The organism is Dorea sp. 210702-DFI.3.17 (assembly GCF_020560825.1).
Classification (GTDB): Bacteria; Bacillota; Clostridia; order Lachnospirales; family Lachnospiraceae; genus Dorea; species Dorea formicigenerans.
Genome location: NZ_JAJCNB010000003.1, coordinates 35,921 through 60,633 on the forward strand (window position 1 = coordinate 35,921; position 24,713 = coordinate 60,633).

Below are 24,713 nucleotides of genomic sequence, written 5' to 3' on the forward strand. Positions count from 1 at the left end.
AAGGGAAAATTATGAGCAAATTATATCTTGCTGATCCGTCAGGTTATGACGTGAAAATGAATGAAATCGCACGACATTTTTCTCATAAAGTTGAGGTTTATCCTCCTGGAAGCTGTCCGATCACTATGCAGATCTCTATGCTGCGTACGGCTGCAAACCAGACTTGTGGAAAATGTGTTCCGTGCCGCGACGGTCTTCCACTTGTAGCGCGTCTGATGCAGAAAGTGTTAGATGGCCGTGCAACAGAAAAAACTTTGGATAACATCCGTATGATGGCTACGATGATCCGTTCATCTGCTGACTGTGCCATCGGTTGGAATGCCGCTGATGAGGTCTTAAAAGGATTAGACCTGTTTGCAGACGAATATAAGAGCCACATTGAAAATAAAAAATGTCTGGAATCCATCGGACAGAAGGTACCTTGTATCTCCTTATGTCCTGCACATGTAAATATTCCGGGATATATCGCATTAGTTGGTGAAGAGGATTACGCCGGAGCAATTAATCTGATCCGTAAAGACAATCCGTTCCCGACAGCCTGTGCTATGGTCTGTGAGCATCCTTGTGAGGAGCGCTGCAGAAGAAAGATGCTGGAGTCACCGATCAACATCCGTGCACTGAAAAAATATGCCGTTGATATGATGCCAGTCGACAAAGTTGCTACACCAAAACCGAATCCTTCTACAGGAAAATCCATCGGTGTAATTGGTGGTGGTCCTGCAGGACTGACTGCAGCATACTTCTTAGCTCTTATGGGACATAAGATTGAAGTATATGAAACGCATGACAAACTTGGCGGAATGCTCCGTTATGGAATTCCAAATTACCGTTTTCCGAAAGATCGTCTGGATGAAGATATCCGTGCGATTTTAAATAGCGGTGATATCCATGTTACATACAACACAACAATCGGAAAAGATATTCCTGTCAAAGATATTTACGAGAAACATGATGCAATTTTTGTTGGAATTGGTGCTCAGACAGGTAAGACACTTCGTATTGAAGGTGCTGACGCCGGAAATGTTGTATCTGCTGTAGATATTCTGGATCAGATTGGAAATGGAAATCTTCCTGATTACACTGGCAAAAATGTTGTCGTTATCGGTGGTGGTAACGTTGCTATGGACTGTGCAAGAAGTGCTGTCAGATGCAACGCAGAAGAAGTATCCATCATTTACCGTCGCCGTCAGAAAGACATGACTGCCCTGGAATCCGAGATTGAATCCGCAGTTATGGAAGGAATCGCACTTGTAACACTGCAGGCTCCGGTCGAGATTACAAAAGATGAAAATGGTAACTGTAAATCTCTGATCACACAACCACAGATGATTAGTGCTTACCGCGGATCCAGACCGGCACCAAAGGATGCTGCAAAAGAAAAACAGGAATTCAAAGCAGATGTTATTATGATCGCAGTTGGACAGGATATTGTATCCGCTCCATTTGAAGAGTTTGGTATCCCTGCAAAATGGAATATCCTTCAGGCCGGACTTGATACAGAAGTAAAAGAAATCCCTGGTGTATTCACCGGCGGAGACTGTGCAACTGGTCCATCTACTGTAATTCGTGCAATCGCTGCCGGAAAAGTAGCTGCACACAATATTGATGAATATCTTGGTTACCACCACACACTTACTTGTGAAGCTGTTGTACCGGAACCAAAAGAAAATATGCGTGATCTTATGGGACGTACAGAGATTGGTGAGCGCCCGGCAAATATCCGCAAGAAAGATTTCGAACATGTAGAAGAGCTCTTAACACATGAAGAAGCTATGCAGGAAGCATGCCGCTGTCTGCGTTGTGACCACTTCGGATGTGGAGCTATGGTAGGAGGTAGAGACTTATGATTAATCTGACAATCGATGGCGTACAGATTGAAGCAAAAGAAGGTCAGTCAATCTTAAGCGCTGCAAGGGAGCATGGAATCCATATTCCTACACTTTGCTTCCTGGAAAAAATTAATGAAATTGGTTCCTGTCGTATCTGTGTCGTAGAAGTAGAAGGCATGAATAAACTTGTAACTGCCTGCAACACAAAAGTAAAACAGGGCATGAACATTACAACAGACAGCCCAGCTGTTATCGAATCCAGAAAGAACACTCTCCATCTCTTGATGGCTGAGCATAAAACAAACTGTTTCAAATGTATTAAAAATGGTGCCTGTGAGCTTCAGGCTATGGCACGCGAATATGGTATTGATGTGCCAAACTTTAAATCATCACACGGAGATGTACAGCATGAGCCATTTGACGCTCATCCATTCCTCTCCTATGACCCGGGTCTTTGTATCCAGTGCCAGCGTTGTATCAGCACTTGTGCAAAAGCGACCGGAAGACATGCTCTTTCTCTTGAGAGAAACGGTGCACGTGTATATGTAAAAGTACCGTTCGGCGAAGGCTGGGAGAATTCCTTATGCGAGTCTTGTGGAAACTGTGCTCAGGCATGTCCTACAGGTGCTCTTACGATTAAGAGAAGAAAAGATTATCGTGAATGGGAAGTTAAGAAAGTCCGCACAACCTGTCCGCACTGTGCTACAGGCTGCCAGATGGATCTGTACGTAAAAGACGGCAAAATCGTAGACGTGCAGGGTGCAGACGGTCCTTCCAACCACAATCTGCTCTGTGTCAAAGGACGTAGTGGTTCTTTCGACTTCGTAGACTGTGATGCAAGAATCCGTTATCCATTAATTAAGAACAAAGAAACTGGTGAATTTGAGCGTGCTACGTGGGATGAGGCTTTAAATCTCGTAGCTTCCAAATTCTCAGAAATCAGAAATCAATATGGAGGTGAGGCGCTGGCCGGATTTGCCTGCTCTCGTTCTACCAACGAAGACATTTACATGCTTCAGAAAATGGTAAGAACAGCGTTTAAGAGCAACAATACCGATAACTGCGCGCGCGTTTGACATGCTCCTACTGTTGCCGGATTGGCAACCACACTTGGCTCAGGAGCTATGACAAATACTATTTATGATATTACTCATGAATCTGATGCTATCCTCCTTGTAGGATCTAACCCGGAACATGCACATCCGGTTATCGGAATGCAGGTTCGTCAGGCCGTACAGCGCGGTGCTAAACTCATCGTAGTTGACCCACGTGATATCGACCTGTGTAAAGATGCTGATATCCATTTGAAATTAAAACCAGGTACAAACGTGGCGTTTGCAAATGGTATGATGCATATCTTCATTGAAGAAGACTTAATCGACCACAAATTCATCGAAGACCGTACAGAGAACTTCGAAGCTATGAAAGAAATGGTCAAAGATTATACACCTGAAAAAGTAGCAGAGATCTGTCAGATCGATGCAGATATGTTGAGAGAAGCTGCACGTATTTACGCAAAAGCTGATCGTGCGCCAATTATGTACTGTCTTGGTGTTACAGAGCATCATACTGGTACAGAAGGTGTTATGTCCATGTCTAACATGGCTATGATGGTTGGTAAACTTGGAAAACCTGGATGTGGTGTTAACCCAATCCGTGGTCAGAACAATGTACAGGGAGCCTGCGATATGGGTGCTTCCCCGAACCAGTTCAGCGGATATCAGAACATCGACAAACCGGGAGTTCTTGAGAAATTCGAAAAAGCATGGGATACGAAGCTGAATCCGAATATTGGTACAAAAGCTACAGACTGCTTCCCTAAGATGATCAGTGGAGATATTAAAGGATTGTTTATCTTCGGAGAGGATCCGGTCAGAACAGATCCGAATACACATCACGTAATAAAATCTCTTGAGTCACTGGACTTCTTCGCAATTGATGAGCTGTTCATGACTGAGACTGCAAAACTTGCTGATGTTATTCTTCCGGGACGTTCTTATGCTGAAAAAGAAGGAACCTTCTCTAATACTGAGAGACGTGTACAGCGCGTCAGAAAGGCCGTAGAGATTGAAGGTGATACAAAGCCTGATACTTGGATCTTCACTGAGATCATGCGTCGTATGGGCTATCCACAGCCTCATCTGACACCTGCACAGATTATGGATGAAATTGCATCTGTAACTCCTTCATTTGCCGGTATCAGCCATGAAAGACTGGACAGCGAAGAAGTAAACGGACAGGGTCTTCAGTGGCCATGTACATCAAAAGATCACCCTGGAACACCAATTATGCACGTAGGAAAATTTGCAAGAGGTCTTGGATATTTCAGACCAGCTGCATACACACCTTCTATGGAGCTTCCAGATGAGGAATATCCTCTGATCATGATGACAGGACGTATTCTCTATCATTACAATGCATGTGCTATGACTGATAAGACAGAAGGAATCAATCAGATTGCCGGCGAGTCCTTTATCGAGTTAAACACAGAAGATGCACAAAAGCTTGGCGTTGAAGACGGAGAGATGGTTTCCATTTCTTCCAGACGTGGAACGATTCAGGCAAAAGCTACCGTATCCTACAAGACAAATCCTGGTGAATGCTGGATGCCTTTCCACTATATCGAAGGTGGTGCAAACTGGCTGACAAGCGATGCACTGGATTCCATCTCAAGTACACCAGAGTACAAAGTATGTACGGTTAAAGTTGAGAAGATTACAGCGTAGGTTTTAAGATATAAAACAGATGATGATATAACCAAACGGAATACACACAAAATAATTTATTAAGCGGGCACCTTACACTTATGCTCCAAGCACTATTCGCTTCGATGAGCCACATAATACGGCAATCATATTCAGCAGAAGCTTCTATGATTGCCAGTGTCTCATCTACACAGTGCTTAAGTCGCATTCATGTAAGGTGCCCGCTTTCTTTATATTTTGTGTTGTATTCCTGTATATTTAAATCATATATGTTACATAAATTTTATTTAAGAATGCCTTGGCATTCTTGCTGTGAGGCTATATCTGATGGTGGATTGTCCCCACCACTGATACTGGTTTGTTTCTCACCATCTATAAAGGTAAGAGTCATCCATATTCTGATATAAAAAGAGCTGGCATACTAATTTCTTAGTGTACCAGCTCTTTTATTATGTCTTGTTCAGATTATCAATCTATCTGCAACTTATACAAGCTCGATAAGAACTTCCATAGCTGCATCACCTTTACGCTGACCAATCTTAACGATTCTTGTGTATCCACCTTTACGATCTGCGTATTTTGGTGCGATCTCGTCGAATAATTTAGCAACAAGATCAACTTCTTTTGTGTTTTTCTTTCTTCCAGCCTGTGCTGTAGGAACCTCTGTTACAGGGTAAAGAACTTTCAGCATCTGGCGGCGAGCGTGAAGTCTGCTAGGCATATCTTTCTTGATTGTCTTATCAACTTCGTCGTAAACTGTTTTCTTCTTTCCGTCTACAACTTCTTTTACTCTCTTGCCATTCTCGTCTTTACGAGCAACTTTAGCTTTTACAGTAACTTCTTCGAAGTTATCTTTCTCTTTTACAGCCATAGCAATAAGACCTTCAGCAATCTTGCGGATCTCTTTAGCCTTAGCTTCTGTTGTAACGATTTTTCCGTTGTTCAGAAGTGCTGTTACCTGGTTTCTTAATAAAGCTTTTCTCTGGCTTGATGTTCTGCCGAGTTTTCTATACTTTGCCATTTTAAATTTCCTCCATATTTAACACTTGGTTATACTCTTCGGGCTTACTAGCCAAATGCTCTGCTGTGCTCTTACGGTCTTACCAGCAGATAACATCTATTTCACTTAATGCTTAACGAATGTATCACCTTACGGCTCACATTCCTATAAGTATTCAGTGTTTACTCTTCTCCTTTGCTTAAGCTTAATCCTAATTCATCAAGCTTAGCAAGAACTTCTTCCAGTGACTTACGTCCAAGGTTACGAACTTTCATCATATCCTCAGATGTTCTGTTCGTGAGCTCTTCAACTGTGTTGATTCCAGCTCTCTTCAGACAGTTGTATGAACGAACAGATAACTCAAGTTCATCAATGCTCATCTCAAGCACTTTCTCTTTCTCGTCATCTTCTTTCTCAATCATGACTTCAGCAGCCTGTGCTACTTCTGACAGATCAATAAAGAGTTTCAGATGCTCGCTCAATACCTTTGCAGCAAGGCTGACTGCCTCATCTGGAAGTAATGTACCATTTGTATATACATCTAATGTCAGTTTATCAAAATCTGTAATCTGTCCGACACGTGTATTCTCAACTGTGAGATTCACGCGCTCCACTGGGGTGTAAATAGAATCGATTGGGATTACTGCGATTGGTAACTCATCGTTCTTATTCTTCTCAGCACTTACATATCCTCTGCCCTTTGTAATGGTCAGCTCCATATATAATTTGCTGTCTGCTCCACCATTCAATGTAGCGATAACAGTCTCTGGATTCATGATCTCAATATCCTGATCTACCTGTATATCTGCAGCTGTGACAACACCTTCACCCTCGAACTCAATATATGCAGTCTTCGGCTCATCTGTCTCAGATGTATTCTTGATAGCCAGTGACTTCAGGTTCATGATGATTTCGGTAACGTCTTCTTTCACTCCTGGGATGGAGCTGAACTCATGCAGAACGCCATCAATCTTTACCTGGCTGATAGCAGATCCTGGTAATGATGAAAGCATAATTCTGCGAAGAGAATTACCTAATGTTGTTCCATAACCTCTTTCCAAAGGCTCTACAACAAATCTTCCATACTTCTTATCTTCTGAAATCTCTGTTATTTCTATATTGGGTTTATTAAAATCAAACACTAAGTCCACCTCCTGTGGGGTTACTGGTTATTATTTAGAATATAACTCGACGATCAACATCTCGTCAACTGGAACATCGATTGCTTCACGTGCAGGAAGCTCTTTAACTGTTCCTTTCAGGTTCTCCTGATCTACTTCTAACCAGTCTGGAACCATACGTCCACCTGTGACCTCTACGATCTCTTTGTATCTTGGAGAGCTCTTTTTAGCCTCTTTGATCTCTACTGTATCACCAGCTTTGATCAGGTAAGATGGAATATTTACCTGCTTACCATTTACAAGTACATGCTTATGATCAACGATCTGTCTAGCTTCACGTCTTGTTCTAGCAAATCCCATACGGAATACTACGTTGTCAAGTCTGGACTCAAGAAGGATCATCAGGTTATCACCTGTCATTCCGTTCATACGCTGAGCTTTCTCGAAGTAGTTTCTGAAAGGTTTCTCTAATACACCATAGATGAATTTAGCTTTCTGTTTCTCACGTAACTGAAGACCATACTCGCTCATCTTTCTATTGGATCTCTTTAACTGTCTGTTGGACTTTTTATCAATTCCTAAATATACTGGATCCATACCGAGGGATCTACATCTTTTAAGAACCGGAACTCTATTTACTGCCATGTTTTAATTTTCCTCCTATAAATATTCGGATACTACAATCCATTAACGTAATTATTGTAACTAGACTCTTCTGCGCTTCGGCGGACGGCAACCATTGTGTGGTACCGGTGTTACGTCTCTGATGCTTGTTACATCGATTCCGCATGCCTGAAGTGCACGGATTGCTGCTTCTCTACCTGAACCTGGTCCTTTAACCATTACGTCAACTGATTTTAAACCATGTACTAATGCTGCTTTAGCTGCTGTTTCAGCTGCCATCTGAGCTGCATAAGGGGTAGATTTTCTTGAACCTCTAAATCCAAGACCGCCCGCACTTGCCCATGAAAGAGCATTTCCCTGAGCATCTGTTAATGTAACGATTGTGTTATTAAAAGATGACTGAATGTGAGCCTGTCCATGTTCAACGTTTTTCTTGACACGTTTCTTTGTCACTTTCTTTGTAACTTTCTTTGCCATAATAAAACTAACCTACGCTTTCCTTTTTGTGTTATTTGTTATTTGTTACTTATTTCTTCTTGTTTGCTACTGTTCTCTTAGGACCTTTTCTTGTTCTTGCATTTGTCTTAGTCTTCTGACCACGAACCGGAAGTCCTTTTCTGTGACGGATTCCTCTATAGCATCCGATCTCCTGTAATCTCTTGATGTTCAGAGCGATCTCTCTTCTAAGATCTCCTTCTACAGTCTGAGTCTCGTCGATTACTGCACTGATTTTCTTTACATCGTCGTCTGTAAGATCTCTACAACGAATATCAGGATTAACTCCTGCCTGTGCTAAGATACGGGTTGCGCTTGTTCTACCGATTCCGTAGATATAAGTTAATCCGATCTCAACTCGTTTGTCTCTTGGTAAATCTACACCTGCAATACGTGCCATGTGACTGTTCCTCCACTTTCTTTGTTTGTTATCGTCTTTAATAGGGGACACATCTCCATGTCCCAGGCATGTTCGGTATCATGCCCTTTCCGGTCACCGCATCTTTTATGGAAGCTGCGCGGTAATGACGGACCGGCATTAGAAGCAATATACGAGGAATCATCACCGGCTAAAGGTGTTCCTTGTATATTTAAAATAGTCTCTACACACCGCCTGGCGTGTCCTGACTATCAGCCGCCTAATTAATTAACCCTGTCTCTGTTTGTGTTTCGGGTTTTCGCAGATAATGCGAACGCTTCCTTTTCTTTTGATTACTTTGCATTTTTCGCAAATTGGTTTTACTGATGATCTAACCTTCATTAGGGGATCCTCCTTTCATCCATTGCTCTGCCTTTTGTTTCGCACGGTTTCTTTTATCATATCATTTTGCAACTCATGAAAATATCTGAAGACTGTATCACCGACTGTTCTTCAAATATATGATAACGCAAATATAAGCGCCCAGAAACGCGCTTATATATTGTAGCATTATATCTCAAATAAAGTCAATACTTTTTCTTGAGTTTTTTAAATTTTTTCACGTATTTTTTCGAATATTTTTTTTAGCTTATTTTAATGTCTATTTTCGAATTTTCAGATATATTTCTATATCCTTTTCAAGATTATTTTAAATCTCTTCCTATTTATCTCTCCAGATAATTCTTCCTTTTGAAAGATCATATGGGGATAACTCAAGTGTTACTTTATCTCCTGGTAAGATCTTGATAAAGTTCATTCTAAGTTTTCCGCTGATGTGTGCCAGAACCTGATGTCCATTCTCAAGTTCAACCTGAAACATTGCGTTTGGTAATTTTTCTACTACTGTTCCTTCAATTTCTATTACGTCAGCTTTTGACATATACGCTTCCTCCTAATTCTGATTATCTTCCTTATTCCAAATTTTGATCCATCTTTTTATGTCCACATCTGTGGCGCCCTGAATATCAAAGCTTTCTTTAATCAACTGGACATGCTTCTTCTTTTTCTTTTTCGGCTTATCCAGTGTTCTTACTTTTCCATCCACTAAATATACGTATGCCTCTTCAACCTTTGTGATTACATACACCTTTCCGGCATCATGTCCACTTTTGGACCGGGCCATCATTCCTGTTTCAAACTGTTCCATAGCGATCTCTCCTATATTTGAGTTTCTCTCGAATCATAATATTGAATTCGAATCTGACTGTCAGATCGTTTTCTTCTATTATAATACCTTCTCACTAAGCGAGAGAAGTTTTGGTTCTCCCTCTGTGATCAGCACTGTATTTTCATAATGTGCTGCTAGTGAACCATCTCTGGTGACAACTGTCCAGTCATCATCCAGCCAGTCAACTTCATGACCACCTGCCGTGATCATTGGTTCAATCGCTAATGTCATACCTGCTTTCAGAAGCATTCCCTTCCGGTTCATCCTAAAATTCGGAATTTCAGGTGCCTCATGCAGATGTGTTCCTATTCCGTGTCCACACAGATCACGAACCACACCATATCCATGTTCTTTGGCGTAATCTCCGATCGCACCGGATATATCAAATAAATGATTACCTTCTCTGGCATATTTTATACCTTCAAAGAAACATTCTTTTGTTATCTGCATCAGATTTTTTGCTTCTTTACTGATTTCACCTACTCCATAAGTTCTGGCCGCATCTGAATGATACCCCTTGTAGATGACTCCTGCATCCAGACTTACAATATCTCCGTCCTGAATCAGTCGGTGTTTGTCCGGTATTCCATGAACAACTTCCTGATTCAGAGATACGCAGATGGATGCCGGATATCCGTTATAATTCAGAAAGGAAGGAATACAATCATAACTGCGTATAATCTCTTCTCCTAATCTGTCGATATCCAGCGTACTCATCCCCGCATGGAGCGCGTCACGTAGTTCATTATGTACAATCTCAAGAATTCTTCCGGCTTCTGCCATTAGTTCAATTTCTCTTGCTGATTTTATCGTGACCGGCATGCTGTTACGCTCCTAAAATCTCCACAATGTTCTGGAACACAACATCAATGTCAACTGTTCCATCAACTGTCTTTAAGATTCCTGCATTTGTGTAGTAATCAATCAGTGGCTGTGTCTGCTCGTGATATACATCAAGACGTTTCTTTACTGTCTCCGGTTTATCATCATCACGAAGAATGAGTTCTTTACCACATGCATCACAGATTCCTTCAACTTTTGTAGGAGCATATTCCAGATGGTATGTAGCTCCACAGCCAACACAGGCACGACGTCCGCCCATACGGTGAATGATATTCTCATCCGGTACATCTACATCAATTGCATAATCCATCTTCTGTCCAAGCTCTGCCAGTGCTTTATCAAGTGCTTCTGCCTGAGGAATGGTTCTCGGAAATCCATCCAGAACATATCCATTCTTGCAGTCTTCCTGATTCACACGGTCAACTACGAGATCAACTACCAGTTCATCCGGTACAAGAAGTCCCTGATCCATATATGTTTTTGCTTTTTTACCAAGCTCTGTTCCCTCTTTGATATTAGCTCTGAAGATATCTCCAGTAGAAATGTGTGGGATTTCGTACTTAGCTGCAATTTTCTTAGCCTGTGTGCCTTTTCCAGCTCCTGGCGCACCTAACATAATAATCTTCATAATTACTCTCCTTTATAGCATAATAACCCGCGAAAGAATCTTCCGCGAGTTATCCTGCTTATTTATTCAAAAAACCTTTGTAATTTCGTACAAGCATCTGTGACTCGATCTGCTTAAGTGTCTCTAAGATTACACTGACAATGATGATCAGTGATGTACCACCAAAGGACACGCTTGCTCCTAACCATCCATTAAAAATGATCGGTACAAGCTGAATCAATACAAGACCACATGCGCCAACAAAGATAATGTAATTCAGAATCTTTGTCAAATACTCAACAGTCGGTTTTCCTGGACGGATACCCGGGATAAATCCACCATTTTTCTTCATGTTATTTGCAATCTCTAACGGATTAAATGTAATTGATGTATAGAAATAAGCAAAAAATACTGTCAAAATGATGTATACTGCCAGCCCCCAGCTATATTTCGGCATCTGAGGATTACACCAGTTACCCTGATTAAGACCTCTTAAAATCTCGCTTCCGATTCCTGTTCCATTTCCCTTGCCGGCAAATGTTGCAATCACAATCGGGAACTGCATCAATGAAGATGCAAAGATAATCGGGATAACACCTGCAGTATTGACTTTCAGTGGAATGTTCGTGGACTGTCCACCGTAAGTTCTTCTTCCCATCACCTTCTGTGAATACTGTACTGCAATTCTTCTCTCGCCGTCCTGAAGTACTACTACGAATACAACAAGTACGAGGATAATAGCAACTATAATAACAACAGCAAGTCCACCTGATGCGAGACTTTTTCCTTTTACGAATTTCGTAAAGAGCGTTGTCATATCGCTTGGAATACGTGAGATAATATTAATTACCAACACAATTGAAATTCCATTTCCTACACCTTTTTCAGTAATCCGCTCACCAATCCACATCAGAAATGTAGAGCCTGCGGTCAGTGTAAGAACTACGATTGCAGCATTCACAAAATTAAATTCTTTCAAAAGTCCCTGTCTTCCGAAACCAACGGCCATAGCTGTTGACTCCATAAGAGCAAGTCCAACTGTCAGATAACGTGTAATTGCTACAATCTTCTTTCTTCCATCTTCTCCATCTTTCTGCATCTCCTCAAGTTTCGGAATTGCGATTGTAAGAAGCTGGACAATAATGGAAGATGTAATGTATGGAGTAATGCTCAATGCCAGAATTGACATCTGCTCAAAAGAGCCTCCGGTGAAAGCGTTAAACAAGTTGAACGCCTCCCCGGAATTCTGAGCAAAAAACTCTTTAATATAAGTCGGATCTACTCCTGGTGTAGGCAACTGTGATCCCAGTCTGATTACGATCAACATCAAAAAAGTATATCCAAGTTTTCTACGAATATCCTTTGTTTGAAATGCCCTTCGAAATGTCTCTAACATTAGATCACCTCTGCTTTTCCACCTAACGCCTCAATCTTAGCTACTGCACCAGCACTAAATGCATTTGCCTGAACAGTAAGCTTCTTTGTGAGCTCACCGTTACCAAGAATCTTAACACCATCTCTTGGATTCTTAACGATTCCCTGCTCGATCAGTGTTTCTACGGAAACAACTGCATCATTGTCAAATACTTCAAGAGCACTTACGTTAATTCCAACGATAGTCTTAGAATTTCTGTTTGTAAATCCTCTCTTAGGTATTCTTCTATATAATGGCATCTGACCACCTTCGAAACCTGGTCTTGGTGCTCCAGAACGAGCTTTCTGACCTTTGTGTCCCTTACCAGCTGTCTTACCATTTCCAGAACCGTGTCCACGTCCTCTTCTGAAATTATCACTCTGTTTTGCTCCATCATCAGGTCTTAAGTTTGATAAATCCATTGTGACACCTCCTTATCTGAATTTTAATCTATGCTTCTTCTACTTTTACCAGGTGCTGAACCTGTTTGATCATTCCTCTTGTAGCTGCGTTATCCGGCAGAACTACTGTCTTATTAAGCTTCTTTAAACCTAAAGCTTCAACAGTTTTCTTATGCTTCGGAACAGCTCCAATTGTAGATTTTACTAATGTTACTTTTAAATCTGCCATTTCACTCTTCCTCCTTAGCCTAAGATTTCTTCTACTGATTTACCGCGAAGTTTAGCTACTGCTTCCGGAGTTTTTACCTGACGTAATCCCTCAACAGTTGCAAGAACAACGTTCTGCTTATTGTTTGAACCAAGAGATTTTGTACGAATGTTCTTGATTCCTGCCATCTCGATTACGGCACGTGCCGGACCACCGGCGATAACTCCAGTTCCTTCCGGAGCCTTCTTAAGAAGCACGGAAGCTCCTCCGAATTTTCCGATAAAATCATGTGTAATACTATCGTTCTCATCTAATGCTACTTTGATGAGGTTCTTTGCAGCATCCTCTTTACCTTTGCGGATTGCTTCCGGAATCTCAGTAGCTTTTCCTAAACCAGCGCCAACATGACCGTTCTTGTCACCAACAACTACTAAAGCTGTGAATCTCATATTACGGCCACCCTTAACAACTTTCGTTACACGTTTAATTGACACTACTTTTTCTTCTAGCTCTAACTGACTAGCATCAATACGTTCCTGTCTCATGTGTGCTCCTCCTTCTAGAAATTCAACCCAGCTTCTCTAGCTGCGTCTGCTAATGCCTGAATTTTACCCTGGTAAATAAATCCGCCTCTATCGAAGACAACGTCTTTAATACCTTTCTCAAGTGCCTTCTCGGCAATGACTTTTCCTAAATATGCTGCTGCATCAACGTTGTTAGTTTTCTCCAGGTTTGCTTTCACATCTTTCTGAAGAGTGGAAGCGGAAACCAGTGTATTTCCAACTGTATCGTCAATAATTTGAGCATACATATGATTATTACTTCTAAACACAGCTAAGCGTGGACACTCTGTTGTTCCAGCTAAACGGTTACGTAATTTTCTGTGCTTGTTTACACGAACTTCACTTCTTGATTTCTTGCTAACCATTTTCACACTCTCCTTACTTATTTTTTACCAGTCTTACCAACTTTACGTCTGATAACTTCATCAGCATACTTAATACCTTTACCTTTGTAAGGCTCCGGTCTTCTCTTATCTCTGATCTCAGCCGCAAACTGGCCAACTTTTTCTTTACTGATTCCTTTAACGATGATCTTGTTCTGACCTTCAACTACTGTCTCAACGCCTTCAGGATCTGTCATCTCAACTGGATGAGAATAACCAAGGTTCAGTGTTAATTTGTTTCCTGATTTTGCTGCTCTGTATCCAACACCGTTAACTTCCAGGACTTTCTCGTATCCGTTTGTTACACCAATAACCATGTTATTGATCAGTGTTCTTGTAAGACCATGTAAAGATTTCATTTTCTTTAAATCGTTTGGTCTTGTTACAACAACTTCATCACCTTCCTGCTTGATTTCCATCTCTGTAGGAAGTGCTTTCTCAAGTGTTCCTTTTGGACCTTTTACAGTCACTACATTGTTTTCTTTAATCTCAACAGTAACTCCTGCCGGGATTGCGATTGGATGTCTTCCGATACGTGACATATCTAAATCCTCCTTAACTTAGATTCTCGGAATGAGTCTTTGCTCACTCTGTTTTCAGTTTCAATTGTTCAGTTCCTACCAAATGTAGCAGAGAACTTCTCCACCAACGCCAAGCTTTCTAGCTTCTTTGTCAGTGATTACGCCGTGGTTTGTAGAAATGATTGCTGTTCCCAGTCCTCCAAGTACTCTCGGAAGATCTGCGCTGTTAGCGTATACACGAAGACCTGGTTTAGAGATTCTTCTAAGTCCTGTGATAACTTTCTCATTCTTGTCTGCACCATATTTTAATGTAATATGGATTGTTTTGAATACTCCATCTTCTACGATGTCATATTTCTCGATATATCCTTCATCTAATAAGATATTTGCGATTGCAAGCTTCATCTTGGATGAAGGTACATCTACTGTATCATGTTTAGCAGTATTTGCATTACGGATTCTTGTAAGCATATCTGCAATTGGATCGCTCATAGTCATGAATTGTTTTCCTCCTCTTCTGATGGATTGTTTAATGTAGTTCTCTTCGCCGGGCTCGTGGAATACCTCGCCAGACTCAGAGAACGGCCTTCTCACTAAACTCGGCCGGCGCTGGGCACTTGGCCTCGCCAAGTGTTCAGTGTCTACCAGCTTGCTTTCTTAACGCCTGGAATCTGTCCTTTGTATGCCAGTTCACGGAAGCAAACACGGCAGATACCATATTTTCTTAAATATGCATGAGGACGTCCACAAATTCTGCAACGATTATATTCTCTTGTAGAGAATTTCTGCTGACGCTGCTGTTTTACTTTCATTGCTGTCTTAGCCATAATTTACCTCCCTATTTTGTAAAAGGCATATTGAACTGTGTAAGCAGCTCACGAGCCTCTTCATCTGTATTCGCTGTTGTAACGAAGATGATATCCATACCTCTTACCTTGTCAACCTTATCATACTCGATTTCAGGGAAGATAAGCTGTTCTTTGATACCAAGAGCGTAATTTCCTCTTCCGTCAAATGCGTTAGGATTTACACCTCTGAAGTCACGTACACGAGGGAGTGCAAGGTTAACCAGACGGTCAACGAACTCATACATCTTCTCTCCTCTTAAAGTAACTTTACAACCGATTGCCATTCCTTCTCTCAGTTTGAAGTTAGCAACGGACTTTCTAGCTCTACAAACAACTGCTTTCTGTCCTGTGATCTTCTCAAGATCAGCAATTGCGGAATCTAACAGTTTTGCATTGTCTTTTGCCTCGCCAACACCCATGTTGATTACAACTTTATCAAGTTTTGGCACTTCCATAATATTCTTATAACCGAACTTTTTCGTTAATGCATCAACGATTTCGTTCTGGTACTGTTCTTTCAGTCTACTCAAAGCTTAAGCCCTCCTTCCTCAATTAATCGATCACTTCACCAGTAGATTTTGCAAAACGAACCTTCTTGTCTCCATCCATTTTGATTCCAACTCTTGTAGCTTTACCTTTGTGTAAGTACATAACGTTGGAAATGTCGATAGATCCTTCCTGGTGAACGATTCCACCATTCTGGTTTGTCATGCTAGGTTTTGTATGCTTTGTAAGCATGTTAACGCCTTCTACAGTAACTCTTCCGTTCTTGTGATCTATAGCGATAACTTTGCCTTCTTTGTCTTTATCTTTACCAGCGATAACTTTAACTGTATCACCTTTTTTAATTTTTAACATTGCCATTCCTTTGCACCTCCCTACAGTACTTCCGGAGCTAAGGAAACAATTCTCATGAAGTGTTTGTCACGAAGCTCTCTTGCTACTGGCCCAAAGATACGGGTTCCTCTTGGTGTCTTATCGTCTTTTATAATTACAGCAGCGTTTTCGTCGAAACGGATGTAAGATCCATCTTTACGGCGAGTACTGTTTACAGTACGAACAACTACAGCTTTAACTACATCGCCTTTTTTAACAACGCCGCCTGGTGTTGCATCTTTAACAGTCGCAACAATAACGTCTCCGATACTTGCATATCTTCTTGTTGAACCGCCAAGTACGCGGATACACAGTAACTCTTTAGCACCTGTGTTGTCTGCTACTTTAAGTCTGCTTTCTTGCTGTATCATGCAGGTTTCCCTCCTTATACTATTTCACTTTTTCCATAACTTCAACAAGTCTCCATCTCTTGTCTTTTGACAGAGGTCTTGTTTCCATAACTTTTACTTTGTCTCCGATGTTGCATTCATTGTTCTCATCATGAGCTTTCAGCTTATATGTCTTCTTTACAATCTTTTTGTAAAGCGGATGTTTTACATGATCTTCGATTGCAACAACGATGGTTTTATCCATTTTATTACTGATAACCTTACCAACTCTGGTTTTTCTAAGATTTCTTTCCACAGTCTGTAACTCCTTTCCTGGGGTTTATGAGTCTACTCTTAATTCTGAGCTGCCTTTTCAGTAATTACTGTCTGAATTCTGGCAATATTTCTTCTAACTTCTTTGATTCTGCTTGTGTTGTCTAACTGATTTGTTGCGTTCTGGAATCTTAAGTTGAAGAGTTCCTTTTTAGCAGCTACTAATTCTTCATTCAGCTCTGCAGCTGATTTTGTCTTTAAATCTTCTACAAATGCATTAATTTTCACTGTTATCACCGCCTTCTAAGTCTGCGCGAGAAACTACTTTACATTTACATGGCAGCTTGTGTGTTGCAAGACGAAGAGCTTCTTTAGCTACTTCCTCAGCTACTCCGGAAATCTCGAACATTACGCGACCCGGTTTAACAACTGCTACCCAGTACTCTAAGGTTCCTTTTCCAGAACCCATACGTGTCTCAGCTGGTTTCGTAGTTACAGGTTTATCAGGGAATATTTTGATCCAAACTTTACCACCACGTTTGATATAACGAGTCATAGCAACACGGGCAGCCTCGATCTGGTTGGAACGGATCCAGCATGGCTCCATTGCAACGATACCATATTCACCATTAGTAATCTTGTTTCCGCGAAGAGCTTTACCCTTCATGGAACCACGGAATTGTTTACGACGTTTTACTCTTTTTGGCATTAACATGATTATCTATCTCCTTCCTTATGTGCTCTCTCCGGAAGAACCTCGCCTTTGTAAATCCAAACTTTAACTCCAACTTTACCATAAGTTGTGTTTGCCTCAGCGAATCCGTAGTCAATGTCTGCTCTCAGTGTCTGAAGTGGAATTGTTCCCTCGCTGTAGAACTCTGTACGAGCCATATCAGCTCCACCAAGACGTCCGGATACGGAAGTTTTAACTCCGAGTGCTCCAGACTTCATTGTTCTGGACATGCATGATTTCATAGCACGTCTGAATGAAATACGGTTCTCAAGCTGTAATGCGATATTCTCTGCTACTAACTGAGCGTCTTTATCCGGTCTCTTGATTTCTTTGATATCAACAACTAATTTCTTGTCAGTAAACTGTGCAAGCTCACCTTTTACTTTCTCGATCTCAGCTCCGCCTTTACCGATAACAACACCCGGTTTAGCTGTATAAATTGTAATCTTAACGCGATCAGATGCTCTTTCGATCTCGATCTTGGAAACACCAGCGCTGTATAATCTCTTCTTAAGATACGTTCTGATTTCATGGTCTTCTACCAGGTAGTCTGCAAAATCCTTTTCTGCATACCACTTAGAGTCCCAGTCTTTGATAACACCGACTCTTAAGCCATGAGGATTAACTTTCTGTCCCATGATTGTCCTCCTTATCTTTCATCAAGCACGAGTGTAATGTGGCTCATTCTCTTCTCGATTCTGTAAGCTCTACCCTGTGCTCTAGGTCTGATTCTCTTCATTGTTGGTCCTTTGTTTGCATAAGCCTCTGCAATATAAAGGTTCTCAGCATTCATACCGTTATTGTTCTCAGCATTTGCGATTGCTGACTCTAATAATTTCTTTATTAAACTAGAAGCATATCTTGGATTATAAGTTAAAATACCAAGTGCTGTCTGTACATCCTTACCTCTGATGGCATCCAATACGAAGCATGCTTTCTGTACGGAAACTCTTGCATAAGATAACTTAGCAGAAGGTCTCGTATCTTTGTTAGCATTTCTTTCTCTCTTAATCTGGGATCTGTGTTGTCCTTTAGCCATGGATGAACCCTCCTTTCACAATATAATTATCTAACTTTTGATTTCTTCTCGTCTTTTCCATGTCCTCTGTATGTTCTGGTTGCTACGAACTCTCCGAGTTTGTGTCCAACCATATCTTCTGTTACATATACAGGTACATGTTTTCTTCCGTCGTGAACGGCGATTGTATGTCCAACCATGCTTGGGAAGATTGTAGAACGGCGGGACCATGTCTTGATTACAGACTTGTCTCCTGCTGCGTTCATTGCGTCAACCTTCTTAAGCAGGCTTGCATCTGCGAATGGGCCTTTTTTAACTGAACGTGCCATAGGTTCTAACCTCCTTACGAAAACTATTTAATAGATTTACCATCTCTTCTTCTTACGATCATCTTGTTAGAAGCTTTATTTTTCTTTCTTGTCTTAAGACCAAGTGCTGGTTTACCCCAAGGTGTACATGGACCCGGACGTCCGATTCCAGTCTTACCTTCACCACCACCATGCGGATGGTCATTCGGGTTCATAACAGAACCACGAACTGTCGGTCTGATACCCATGTGACGTGTACGACCTGCTTTACCAATGTTGATCAGGTTGTGGTCACCATTTCCTACTACTCCGATAGAAGCTCTGCACTCAAGCGGAACCATTCTCATCTCTCCTGAAGGAAGTCTCAGTGTTGCATACTTTCCTTCTTTAGCCATTAACTGAGCGCTGTTACCAGCAGAACGAACCATCTGTCCGCCCTTTCCTGGGTGAAGCTCGATGTTGTGGATCTGTGTACCTACTGGAATCTGAGAAAGTGGTAAGCAGTTTCCTACTCTAACCTCAGCCTCTGGTCCATTCATGACTTTCATGCCGTCTTTTAATCCTTCTGGTGCAAGGATATAAGCTTTCTCACCATCTTCGTAGCAGATCAGAGCGATGTTAGCTGTTCTGTTCGGATCGTACTCGATACCGATTACTGTAGCAGCGATTCCATCTTTTCTTCTCTTGAAGTCGATAATTCTATATTTTTTCTTAGCTCCGCCTCCGCGGTGTCTAACTGTGATTTTTCCCTGGTTGTTACGGCCTGCCTGTCTGCTCTTTGGAGCTAACAGAGATTTCTCTGGTGTCTTTTTTGTGATTTCTGAAAAATCAGAACCAGTCATCTGTCTTCTGGAAGGCGTATATGGGTTATATGTCTTAATTCCCATGGTGTTTCTCCTTTCGATTGTTTATTATCACGGTTGCTTTCCGTATGCATTGAGCACTCGGCGAGTTTCCTCATGTGCTCTCCAAAGATCTTAGAGACCCTGGAAGATCTCGATATCTTTGCTGTCCTCAGTTAACTGTACGATTGCTTTCTTTGTTGCAGCAGTCTTACCATATTTGAATGTTCCGCGAACTCTTTTCTTCTTTCCTTCGCAGTTCATTGTGTTAACTTTCGCTACCTTTGTTCCGTCGAACATTTTCTCAACGGCTTCTTTGATCTGAGATTTTGTTGCTTCCGGGTGTACAAGGAATGTGTATTTCTTATCTCCCATGAGCTCCATTGTCTTCTCAGTTACAACTGGTTTAAGGATTACATCATAATACTGAACGTTTGCCATTATGCGTACACCTCCTCGATTGCTTTAACAGCAGCCTTTGTTGCGATTACTGTGTTGTATTTCATAACATCATACACATTGATCGTATTAGTTTTAGCTGTTTTAACACCAGCGATATTCTTTGCAGAAAGCTCTGCGTTAACATTTCCGTCCTCTAATACTACTAATGCTTTAGATACGTTTAAGTTCTTAAGTGCGTTTGCTACATTCTTTGTTTTGATCTCATCAAATGTAAGTGAGTCAACTACGATGAACTTATTCTCTTCTACTCTGGAAGTAAGAGCGGATTTCAGAGCTGCTCTCTTCTCTTTCTTGTTCATCTTGAATGAGTAATCTCTCGGTACTGGTGCGAATACTACTCCGCCGCCTGTCCACTGTGGAGCTCTTGTTGAACCCTGTCTTGCATGACCAGTTCCTTTCTGTCTCCATGGTTTTCTTCCACCACCGGAAACTTCAGAACGTGTTTTAGCTTTCTGTGTTCCCTGACGGTTATTTGCAAGCTGATTAACAACTGCCATGTGTACAAGGTGCTCGTTAACCTCAACACCAAATACCGCATCGCTTAATTCGATTGTCTCAACTTCTTTACCTTCGATATTATAAACAGATACGTTTGCCATTTTAAGTCTTCCTCCTTCCTCGTCAAAACCTAGTTAGCTTTTACTGCTTCTCTAATTGTTACTAAGGATTTCTTAGGTCCCGGTACAGAGCCTTTTACTAAAAGAAGGTTGTTCTCTGCATCTACACGGACAACTTCAAGATTCTGAATTGTAATCTTTTTGCTTCCCATGTGTCCTGGCATCTTCTTTCCTTTGAATACTTTACTCGGATCAGATGCAGCACCGTTAGATCCCTGATGACGATGGAATTTAGAACCGTGAGCCATAGGTCCTCTGTGCTGGTTGTGTCTCTTAATAGCACCCTGGAATCCTTTTCCTTTAGAAATGGCAGTAGCGTCGATCTTGTCGCCAGCTTCAAAAATGTCAGCTTTGATCTCCTGTGCAAGTGCATAATCAGCTGCGTTCTCGAATTTGAACTCTTTTACGAATCTCTTTCCAGTTACTCCAGCTTTTGCGAAATGTCCCTGTTCAGCCTTGGTTACACCATGACGATGAACGATTTCCTTTTTACCATTTTTGTCTTTGTTTACAGTTTTGTCTTTCTTGTCAACGAATCCAACCTGTACAGCTTCGTAACCGTCATTCTCTACAGTCTTGATCTGTGTTACTACACAAGGACCAGCCTGAAGTACAGTTACAGGTGTCAGTGTTCCGTCTTCATTGAAGATCTGAGTCATTCCGACTTTTGTAGCTAAGATAGCTTTCTTCATTATAATTACCTCCTGTGATTTACAGCGGAACGCAACTTGGCGTTCATCCTAAATTTTAGGAATTACTGTGTCTTATTTGTTTTTCATTTTGATATCGATATAAACACCTGCTGGCATCTCTAATCTTGATAACGCATCTACAGTCTTCTGTGTAGGTGTTACGATATCGATCAGTCTCTTATGAGTTCTCTGCTCGAACTGCTCTCTGGAGTCTTTGTACTTGTGAACAGCTCTTAAGATTGTTACAACTTCCTTCTTAGTTGGAAGTGGAACCGGTCCGCTCACCTGTGCTCCGTTCTTCTTTACAGTTTCGATGATTTTTTTTGCGGATGCATCTACTAACTGATGATCATACGCTTTTAATGTGATTCTCATTACTTGACTTGCCATAAAAAAAGTCGCCTCCTTTTCGTACTTTTAACTTCAGTACGACAAGCGGTGACTGTACACTCTCCCGTGTGTGTCGTGAGAAACTCACACGTTGTTTCATACTTATACCTAATGGTAATCAGTAATCAGTTTTTGATTCGTACAGTGACTTGTCGCCAGTTTCCTAACTTGACATTCGCTCCACGGAAAACCCGTCATTCTCGACGGCAACCTCGCGCTTCATTGCTATCATGTCACAGCTCTCTTAGTATATCTAATCCAAGGCAATAATGCAAGTCTTTTTTTTATTTTTTTGTACTTTTTCCAGTACAATCTAAAAACCACGTATTTTCAAGGTTTGCGCACATTTGGGGGTTCTTCTTTCAAGAATGCCGAGGCATTCTTGCTGCGAGGATGCGCAGTGATTCTGATAGGAATATGTCAGCTTTGCTGACCAGAATCATGCGCCAAGTCTCACGGATGTTCGACTTGAACGGACAAAAGAAAAAGCACGACATCTGCTCATGTCGTGCTCTTTCTTTTTGGTATGTCATTGAGAGGTTTTCCTCGTTGCATTGCAGTTTGTTATTATATACAAAGCTGGGGAATGCTCCTCCGAAGAGGAAGTATATATATTAATTGGAGTTTACCGTTGCAAGACTGTTCTTGGGGGAAACAGTCGGCAACAGCTTAACTGCAATCACAACCAAAGTTGTCATTTAACTTAAACATGTCTCAAAATATAATAGCAGCCATCTATATGAATCATATTAAGATAACCGCCGTTGGTCTGAACATCTTTAAGTTGCTTATAATATACCACTTGCAAGCGCTTTCGTCAATTGAATCCCAGTGTTTTTTTGTATTTTTATACGATATGACAAATAAGCATTTTCATTCTCTACTCTTTTAGTCAATTTACCCATTCTATTTATTGTACTTCTATATAATTAATGTTTTTCATAATGTTTTTCTATTATTTTTGTAACTTATCGTTCTTTTTTGAAGTTTCCTGTAATTTATTGTCCTCCTTTTTTCTTCCCTGATTATTTTAAAGATTCTATTTTCAATTTCTTTCGTTTTTCTCAATGAGTTTTTATATATAAAAATGCATTTTCTTACATTTTTCCCTATTTTAGAACAAAGAATGTGCCTTGGCACATTCTAGCGCCTGCGGTGGTCGCTTGCGACATCTTCAGTATACGCCGCAGTGCGCATCCTGCCGGAGGCTTTTTGTATAATAGGAAATGCAATTTCCTATTATACAAAAAAAGATCCATCGCTCTTGCAATGGATCTGAAACCTCTCTTTTGGCGGAGGCATGTGGGAATCGAACCCACCCGGGACGCTCTTAACGCCCCACACTAGTTTTGAAGACTAGGAGGCACACCAGTTACCCAACTACCCCCGTATTAAATTACGCACGTTTTAATCACGCTATGATAGAATATCATATTTTTCGATATTTTACAAGTATTTATTGTATTTTTTTATACAAGACACTCATGCAGGTCTTCTGGTTCAATCCCGACCTTCTCCATCATGGCAACGATCTCTTCTCTCTCGTCAAGTGCCGCGCACCAGGAAAGTCCACATCCTGCTGAAATAGCTCTTGGAACCGGGATGATTCTGCCCGGTGTATTATTCTCTTTACATGCCTTTTCCATAGCCATCGCATCTGCAGTTGTATGGAAAGTAACTACCAGTTTCAATTCTTTTTTTCTCATCAGTGTCTTCCTTTTCTATCTCAAGTTATGCTTTATCTTTTTTTACTCTTCATCCTGTGCAAGCTCTTCAATTGCACGGATTGCAGTTTCAATTTCCTCATCTGTATTGTAATGGGAAAAACTAAATCTCACTGCTCCTTGTTCTACATTTCCAAGTGCTTCGTGTGCCAGCGGCGCACAATGACCACCCGGTCTTGTAGAAATACCATATTCCGTAAGCAATTCATCACTGACCTCTGCTGAATCATAATCTCCAATATTCAGTGCGACAATCGCACAACGGTTCTTTGTGCTGAAATCACCATATACCGTAACATTCGGAATATCTTTAACACCTTCATAAAATTTCCACATCAGTTCCTGCTCGCGCTCCCTGATCGTGTCAATTCCAGTCTCTTCCAGATATGCAAGAGCTGCATTCATTCCCGCAATACCATGACCATTGAGTGTTCCTGCCTCCAATGCTGTCGGCATCTCCACCGGATGTTTTTTATTGTAAGTCTGAACTCCGCTTCCACCGCTCAACAATGGTTGCACCGTGAGCCCTTCTCTGACATACAGACCTCCGGTCCCCTGCGGAGCAAGCAGACCTTTGTGTCCAGTAAAACAAAGCACGTCAATATTCATTTTCTGAACATCAATCGGAAATACTCCCGCCGTCTGAGATGCATCTACGATCAAAAGAACTCCGTGTCTATGTGCCATCTCACCGACAGCTGCAACATCCACATAATTTCCTGTAAGATTGGAACCATTGGTACATACTATAGCTTTTGTCTTTGGCGTGATCGCAGCTTCCATATCTTCCAAGGAAAAATTTCCCTGCTTGTCTGCTTTTATAATCGTAAGCTTCGCGCCTCTTTCTTCCATCTCATAGAGTGGTCGAAGCACAGAGTTATGCTCCAGCATGGTTGTGATCACATGATCTCCCGGTTCAATCAATCCTTTAATCGCAATATTCAGGCTCTCTGTCGAATTCATTGTAAACACAATCTGCTTCGGATTTTCTGCCCCAAATAATTTTGCAAGCCGTTCTCTCGTATCATAAATAATTCTTGATGCACTTAAAGACGCCTCATTCGCACCACGTCCGGCATTTCCCATAGAACTCATAGCTGCGACTACCGCATCGATCACCGTCTTCGGTTTATGCATAGTCGTTGCTGCATTATCCATATATATCACGCTAATATCCCCTTTCGTCGCTTCTATATATTTATTGTATGATGCCAGGGTCCCAACATCATTGTACAAACTTAATTCTATCTCTTTCTTTAAACAAGTCACTGATATATTTCATAGTCATTTATATATTTCAT

The 24,713-nt window shown here is 41.2% G+C and carries 36 protein-coding genes and 1 tRNA gene; 2 read left to right on the plus strand and 35 right to left on the minus strand.

Annotation, left to right across the window (positions count from 1 at the left end; genetic code table 11):
* Nucleotides 1-11 precede the first annotated feature (11 nt).
* Both LI149_RS04005 and fdhF read left to right on the plus strand, forming a co-directional pair.
* Nucleotides 12-1,847, plus strand: coding sequence for an NAD(P)-binding protein (locus tag LI149_RS04005; protein ID WP_147567174.1), 1,836 nt, complete (start codon nt 12-14; stop codon nt 1,845-1,847).
* The gene (gene fdhF / locus LI149_RS04010; RefSeq protein ID WP_255647436.1) at nt 1,844-4,555 is read left to right on the plus strand and encodes a formate dehydrogenase subunit alpha; all 2,712 of its coding nucleotides are present in this window, start codon (nt 1,844-1,846) and stop codon (nt 4,553-4,555) included. The genes LI149_RS04005 and fdhF overlap by 4 nt, the downstream gene beginning before the upstream one ends.
* Before the next feature lie 463 nt (nt 4,556-5,018).
* On the opposite strand, the gene LI149_RS04020 is transcribed toward fdhF, so the two are convergent.
* The 35 genes from LI149_RS04020 to LI149_RS04190 form a co-directional block, all read right to left on the minus strand.
* A complete protein-coding gene (locus LI149_RS04020) occupies nt 5,019-5,555 on the minus strand; it encodes a bL17 family ribosomal protein (RefSeq protein WP_005332321.1) in 537 nt (178 codons plus the stop codon).
* Between the two features lie 161 nt (nt 5,556-5,716).
* A complete protein-coding gene (locus tag LI149_RS04025) occupies nt 5,717-6,676 on the minus strand; it encodes a DNA-directed RNA polymerase subunit alpha (RefSeq protein ID WP_005339004.1) in 960 nt (319 codons plus the stop codon).
* 30 nt (nt 6,677-6,706) lie between these two features.
* Nucleotides 6,707-7,300, minus strand: coding sequence for a 30S ribosomal protein S4 (gene rpsD, locus LI149_RS04030; RefSeq protein ID WP_005332326.1), 594 nt, complete (start codon nt 7,298-7,300; stop codon nt 6,707-6,709).
* A 60-nt stretch (nt 7,301-7,360) separates the two neighbouring features.
* Nucleotides 7,361-7,756 carry a 30S ribosomal protein S11 gene (gene rpsK, locus LI149_RS04035; protein ID WP_005332330.1) on the minus strand — a complete coding sequence of 132 codons (396 nt, stop codon included), beginning with the start codon at nt 7,754-7,756 and terminating at the stop codon, nt 7,361-7,363.
* A gap of 49 nt (nt 7,757-7,805) precedes the next feature.
* Nucleotides 7,806-8,174 carry a 30S ribosomal protein S13 gene (gene rpsM / locus LI149_RS04040; protein ID WP_005339006.1) on the minus strand — a complete coding sequence of 123 codons (369 nt, stop codon included), beginning with the start codon at nt 8,172-8,174 and terminating at the stop codon, nt 7,806-7,808.
* Nucleotides 8,175-8,420: 246 nt separating this feature from the next.
* Nucleotides 8,421-8,534 carry a 50S ribosomal protein L36 gene (rpmJ, locus tag LI149_RS04045; protein ID WP_005339020.1) on the minus strand — a complete coding sequence of 38 codons (114 nt, stop codon included), beginning with the start codon at nt 8,532-8,534 and terminating at the stop codon, nt 8,421-8,423.
* A 319-nt stretch (nt 8,535-8,853) separates the two neighbouring features.
* Complete coding sequence (gene infA / locus LI149_RS04050) at nt 8,854-9,072, minus strand: translation initiation factor IF-1 (protein ID WP_004607275.1); 219 nt, start codon at nt 9,070-9,072, stop codon at nt 8,854-8,856.
* Between the two features lie 12 nt (nt 9,073-9,084).
* Nucleotides 9,085-9,339, minus strand: a complete 255-nt coding sequence (locus tag LI149_RS04055; protein ID WP_117495402.1) for a KOW domain-containing RNA-binding protein — start codon at nt 9,337-9,339, stop codon at nt 9,085-9,087.
* 78 nt (nt 9,340-9,417) lie between these two features.
* Entirely contained in the window at nt 9,418-10,182 is a 765-nt protein-coding gene (gene map / locus LI149_RS04060; protein ID WP_117657668.1) for a type I methionyl aminopeptidase, read from the minus strand.
* Between the two features lie 4 nt (nt 10,183-10,186).
* Nucleotides 10,187-10,831, minus strand: coding sequence for an adenylate kinase (locus tag LI149_RS04065; protein WP_005332354.1), 645 nt, complete (start codon nt 10,829-10,831; stop codon nt 10,187-10,189).
* Nucleotides 10,832-10,889: 58 nt separating this feature from the next.
* Nucleotides 10,890-12,206 (minus strand): preprotein translocase subunit SecY, encoded by a 1,317-nt coding sequence (gene secY, locus LI149_RS04070; RefSeq protein ID WP_005332362.1) that lies wholly within the window; start codon nt 12,204-12,206, stop codon nt 10,890-10,892.
* Nucleotides 12,206-12,646 carry a 50S ribosomal protein L15 gene (gene rplO, locus LI149_RS04075; RefSeq protein WP_227142985.1) on the minus strand — a complete coding sequence of 147 codons (441 nt, stop codon included), beginning with the start codon at nt 12,644-12,646 and terminating at the stop codon, nt 12,206-12,208. Before rplO ends, secY begins: the two co-directional genes overlap by 1 nt.
* Before the next feature lie 28 nt (nt 12,647-12,674).
* The gene (gene rpmD / locus LI149_RS04080) at nt 12,675-12,854 is read right to left on the minus strand and encodes a 50S ribosomal protein L30 (protein ID WP_005332368.1); all 180 of its coding nucleotides are present in this window, start codon (nt 12,852-12,854) and stop codon (nt 12,675-12,677) included.
* A gap of 14 nt (nt 12,855-12,868) precedes the next feature.
* Nucleotides 12,869-13,378 (minus strand): 30S ribosomal protein S5, encoded by a 510-nt coding sequence (gene rpsE, locus LI149_RS04085; RefSeq protein ID WP_005332371.1) that lies wholly within the window; start codon nt 13,376-13,378, stop codon nt 12,869-12,871.
* Between the two features lie 14 nt (nt 13,379-13,392).
* Complete coding sequence (gene rplR / locus LI149_RS04090; protein WP_005332375.1) at nt 13,393-13,761, minus strand: 50S ribosomal protein L18; 369 nt, start codon at nt 13,759-13,761, stop codon at nt 13,393-13,395.
* A 17-nt stretch (nt 13,762-13,778) separates the two neighbouring features.
* On the minus strand, nt 13,779-14,321 hold the full coding sequence (gene rplF / locus LI149_RS04095) for a 50S ribosomal protein L6 (protein WP_005332376.1): 543 nt from the start codon (nt 14,319-14,321) through the stop codon (nt 13,779-13,781).
* A gap of 75 nt (nt 14,322-14,396) precedes the next feature.
* Nucleotides 14,397-14,798, minus strand: a complete 402-nt coding sequence (gene rpsH, locus LI149_RS04100) for a 30S ribosomal protein S8 (RefSeq protein WP_005339031.1) — start codon at nt 14,796-14,798, stop codon at nt 14,397-14,399.
* Between the two features lie 143 nt (nt 14,799-14,941).
* Nucleotides 14,942-15,127 carry a type Z 30S ribosomal protein S14 gene (locus LI149_RS04105; RefSeq protein WP_005332379.1) on the minus strand — a complete coding sequence of 62 codons (186 nt, stop codon included), beginning with the start codon at nt 15,125-15,127 and terminating at the stop codon, nt 14,942-14,944.
* Between the two features lie 11 nt (nt 15,128-15,138).
* On the minus strand, nt 15,139-15,678 hold the full coding sequence (gene rplE / locus LI149_RS04110; protein ID WP_005332380.1) for a 50S ribosomal protein L5: 540 nt from the start codon (nt 15,676-15,678) through the stop codon (nt 15,139-15,141).
* 22 nt (nt 15,679-15,700) lie between these two features.
* The gene (gene rplX, locus LI149_RS04115; RefSeq protein ID WP_227142986.1) at nt 15,701-16,012 is read right to left on the minus strand and encodes a 50S ribosomal protein L24; all 312 of its coding nucleotides are present in this window, start codon (nt 16,010-16,012) and stop codon (nt 15,701-15,703) included.
* Nucleotides 16,013-16,026: 14 nt separating this feature from the next.
* Nucleotides 16,027-16,395, minus strand: a complete 369-nt coding sequence (gene rplN, locus LI149_RS04120) for a 50S ribosomal protein L14 (RefSeq protein WP_005332383.1) — start codon at nt 16,393-16,395, stop codon at nt 16,027-16,029.
* Between the two features lie 19 nt (nt 16,396-16,414).
* Nucleotides 16,415-16,669 carry a 30S ribosomal protein S17 gene (gene rpsQ, locus LI149_RS04125; RefSeq protein WP_005332385.1) on the minus strand — a complete coding sequence of 85 codons (255 nt, stop codon included), beginning with the start codon at nt 16,667-16,669 and terminating at the stop codon, nt 16,415-16,417.
* Between the two features lie 38 nt (nt 16,670-16,707).
* The gene (gene rpmC / locus LI149_RS04130) at nt 16,708-16,914 is read right to left on the minus strand and encodes a 50S ribosomal protein L29 (RefSeq protein WP_005332387.1); all 207 of its coding nucleotides are present in this window, start codon (nt 16,912-16,914) and stop codon (nt 16,708-16,710) included.
* Nucleotides 16,904-17,341 (minus strand): 50S ribosomal protein L16, encoded by a 438-nt coding sequence (gene rplP / locus LI149_RS04135; protein WP_005332388.1) that lies wholly within the window; start codon nt 17,339-17,341, stop codon nt 16,904-16,906. Before rplP ends, rpmC begins: the two co-directional genes overlap by 11 nt.
* 2 nt (nt 17,342-17,343) lie before the next feature.
* Entirely contained in the window at nt 17,344-17,997 is a 654-nt protein-coding gene (gene rpsC, locus LI149_RS04140) for a 30S ribosomal protein S3 (RefSeq protein ID WP_005332389.1), read from the minus strand.
* Nucleotides 17,998-18,008: 11 nt separating this feature from the next.
* Nucleotides 18,009-18,398 carry a 50S ribosomal protein L22 gene (gene rplV / locus LI149_RS04145; protein ID WP_005332390.1) on the minus strand — a complete coding sequence of 130 codons (390 nt, stop codon included), beginning with the start codon at nt 18,396-18,398 and terminating at the stop codon, nt 18,009-18,011.
* 26 nt (nt 18,399-18,424) lie between these two features.
* Nucleotides 18,425-18,706 carry a 30S ribosomal protein S19 gene (rpsS, locus tag LI149_RS04150; protein WP_005332391.1) on the minus strand — a complete coding sequence of 94 codons (282 nt, stop codon included), beginning with the start codon at nt 18,704-18,706 and terminating at the stop codon, nt 18,425-18,427.
* Between the two features lie 23 nt (nt 18,707-18,729).
* Complete coding sequence (rplB, locus tag LI149_RS04155) at nt 18,730-19,572, minus strand: 50S ribosomal protein L2 (RefSeq protein ID WP_005339032.1); 843 nt, start codon at nt 19,570-19,572, stop codon at nt 18,730-18,732.
* 90 nt (nt 19,573-19,662) lie between these two features.
* Entirely contained in the window at nt 19,663-19,968 is a 306-nt protein-coding gene (gene rplW / locus LI149_RS04160; RefSeq protein ID WP_005332398.1) for a 50S ribosomal protein L23, read from the minus strand.
* A complete protein-coding gene (gene rplD, locus LI149_RS04165) occupies nt 19,968-20,588 on the minus strand; it encodes a 50S ribosomal protein L4 (protein WP_005332400.1) in 621 nt (206 codons plus the stop codon). The genes rplW and rplD overlap by 1 nt, the downstream gene beginning before the upstream one ends.
* Before the next feature lie 29 nt (nt 20,589-20,617).
* Entirely contained in the window at nt 20,618-21,298 is a 681-nt protein-coding gene (gene rplC, locus LI149_RS04170) for a 50S ribosomal protein L3 (RefSeq protein WP_005332401.1), read from the minus strand.
* Between the two features lie 72 nt (nt 21,299-21,370).
* A complete protein-coding gene (gene rpsJ / locus LI149_RS04175) occupies nt 21,371-21,688 on the minus strand; it encodes a 30S ribosomal protein S10 (RefSeq protein WP_005332402.1) in 318 nt (105 codons plus the stop codon).
* 1,290 nt (nt 21,689-22,978) lie between these two features.
* Nucleotides 22,979-23,076 (minus strand) — tRNA-Sec (locus LI149_RS04180).
* Between the two features lie 81 nt (nt 23,077-23,157).
* Nucleotides 23,158-23,394, minus strand: a complete 237-nt coding sequence (locus LI149_RS04185; RefSeq protein ID WP_005332406.1) for a DUF3343 domain-containing protein — start codon at nt 23,392-23,394, stop codon at nt 23,158-23,160.
* A gap of 42 nt (nt 23,395-23,436) precedes the next feature.
* The gene (locus tag LI149_RS04190) at nt 23,437-24,579 is read right to left on the minus strand and encodes an aminotransferase class V-fold PLP-dependent enzyme (RefSeq protein WP_173785474.1); all 1,143 of its coding nucleotides are present in this window, start codon (nt 24,577-24,579) and stop codon (nt 23,437-23,439) included.
* Between the last annotated feature and the right edge of the window lie 134 nt (nt 24,580-24,713).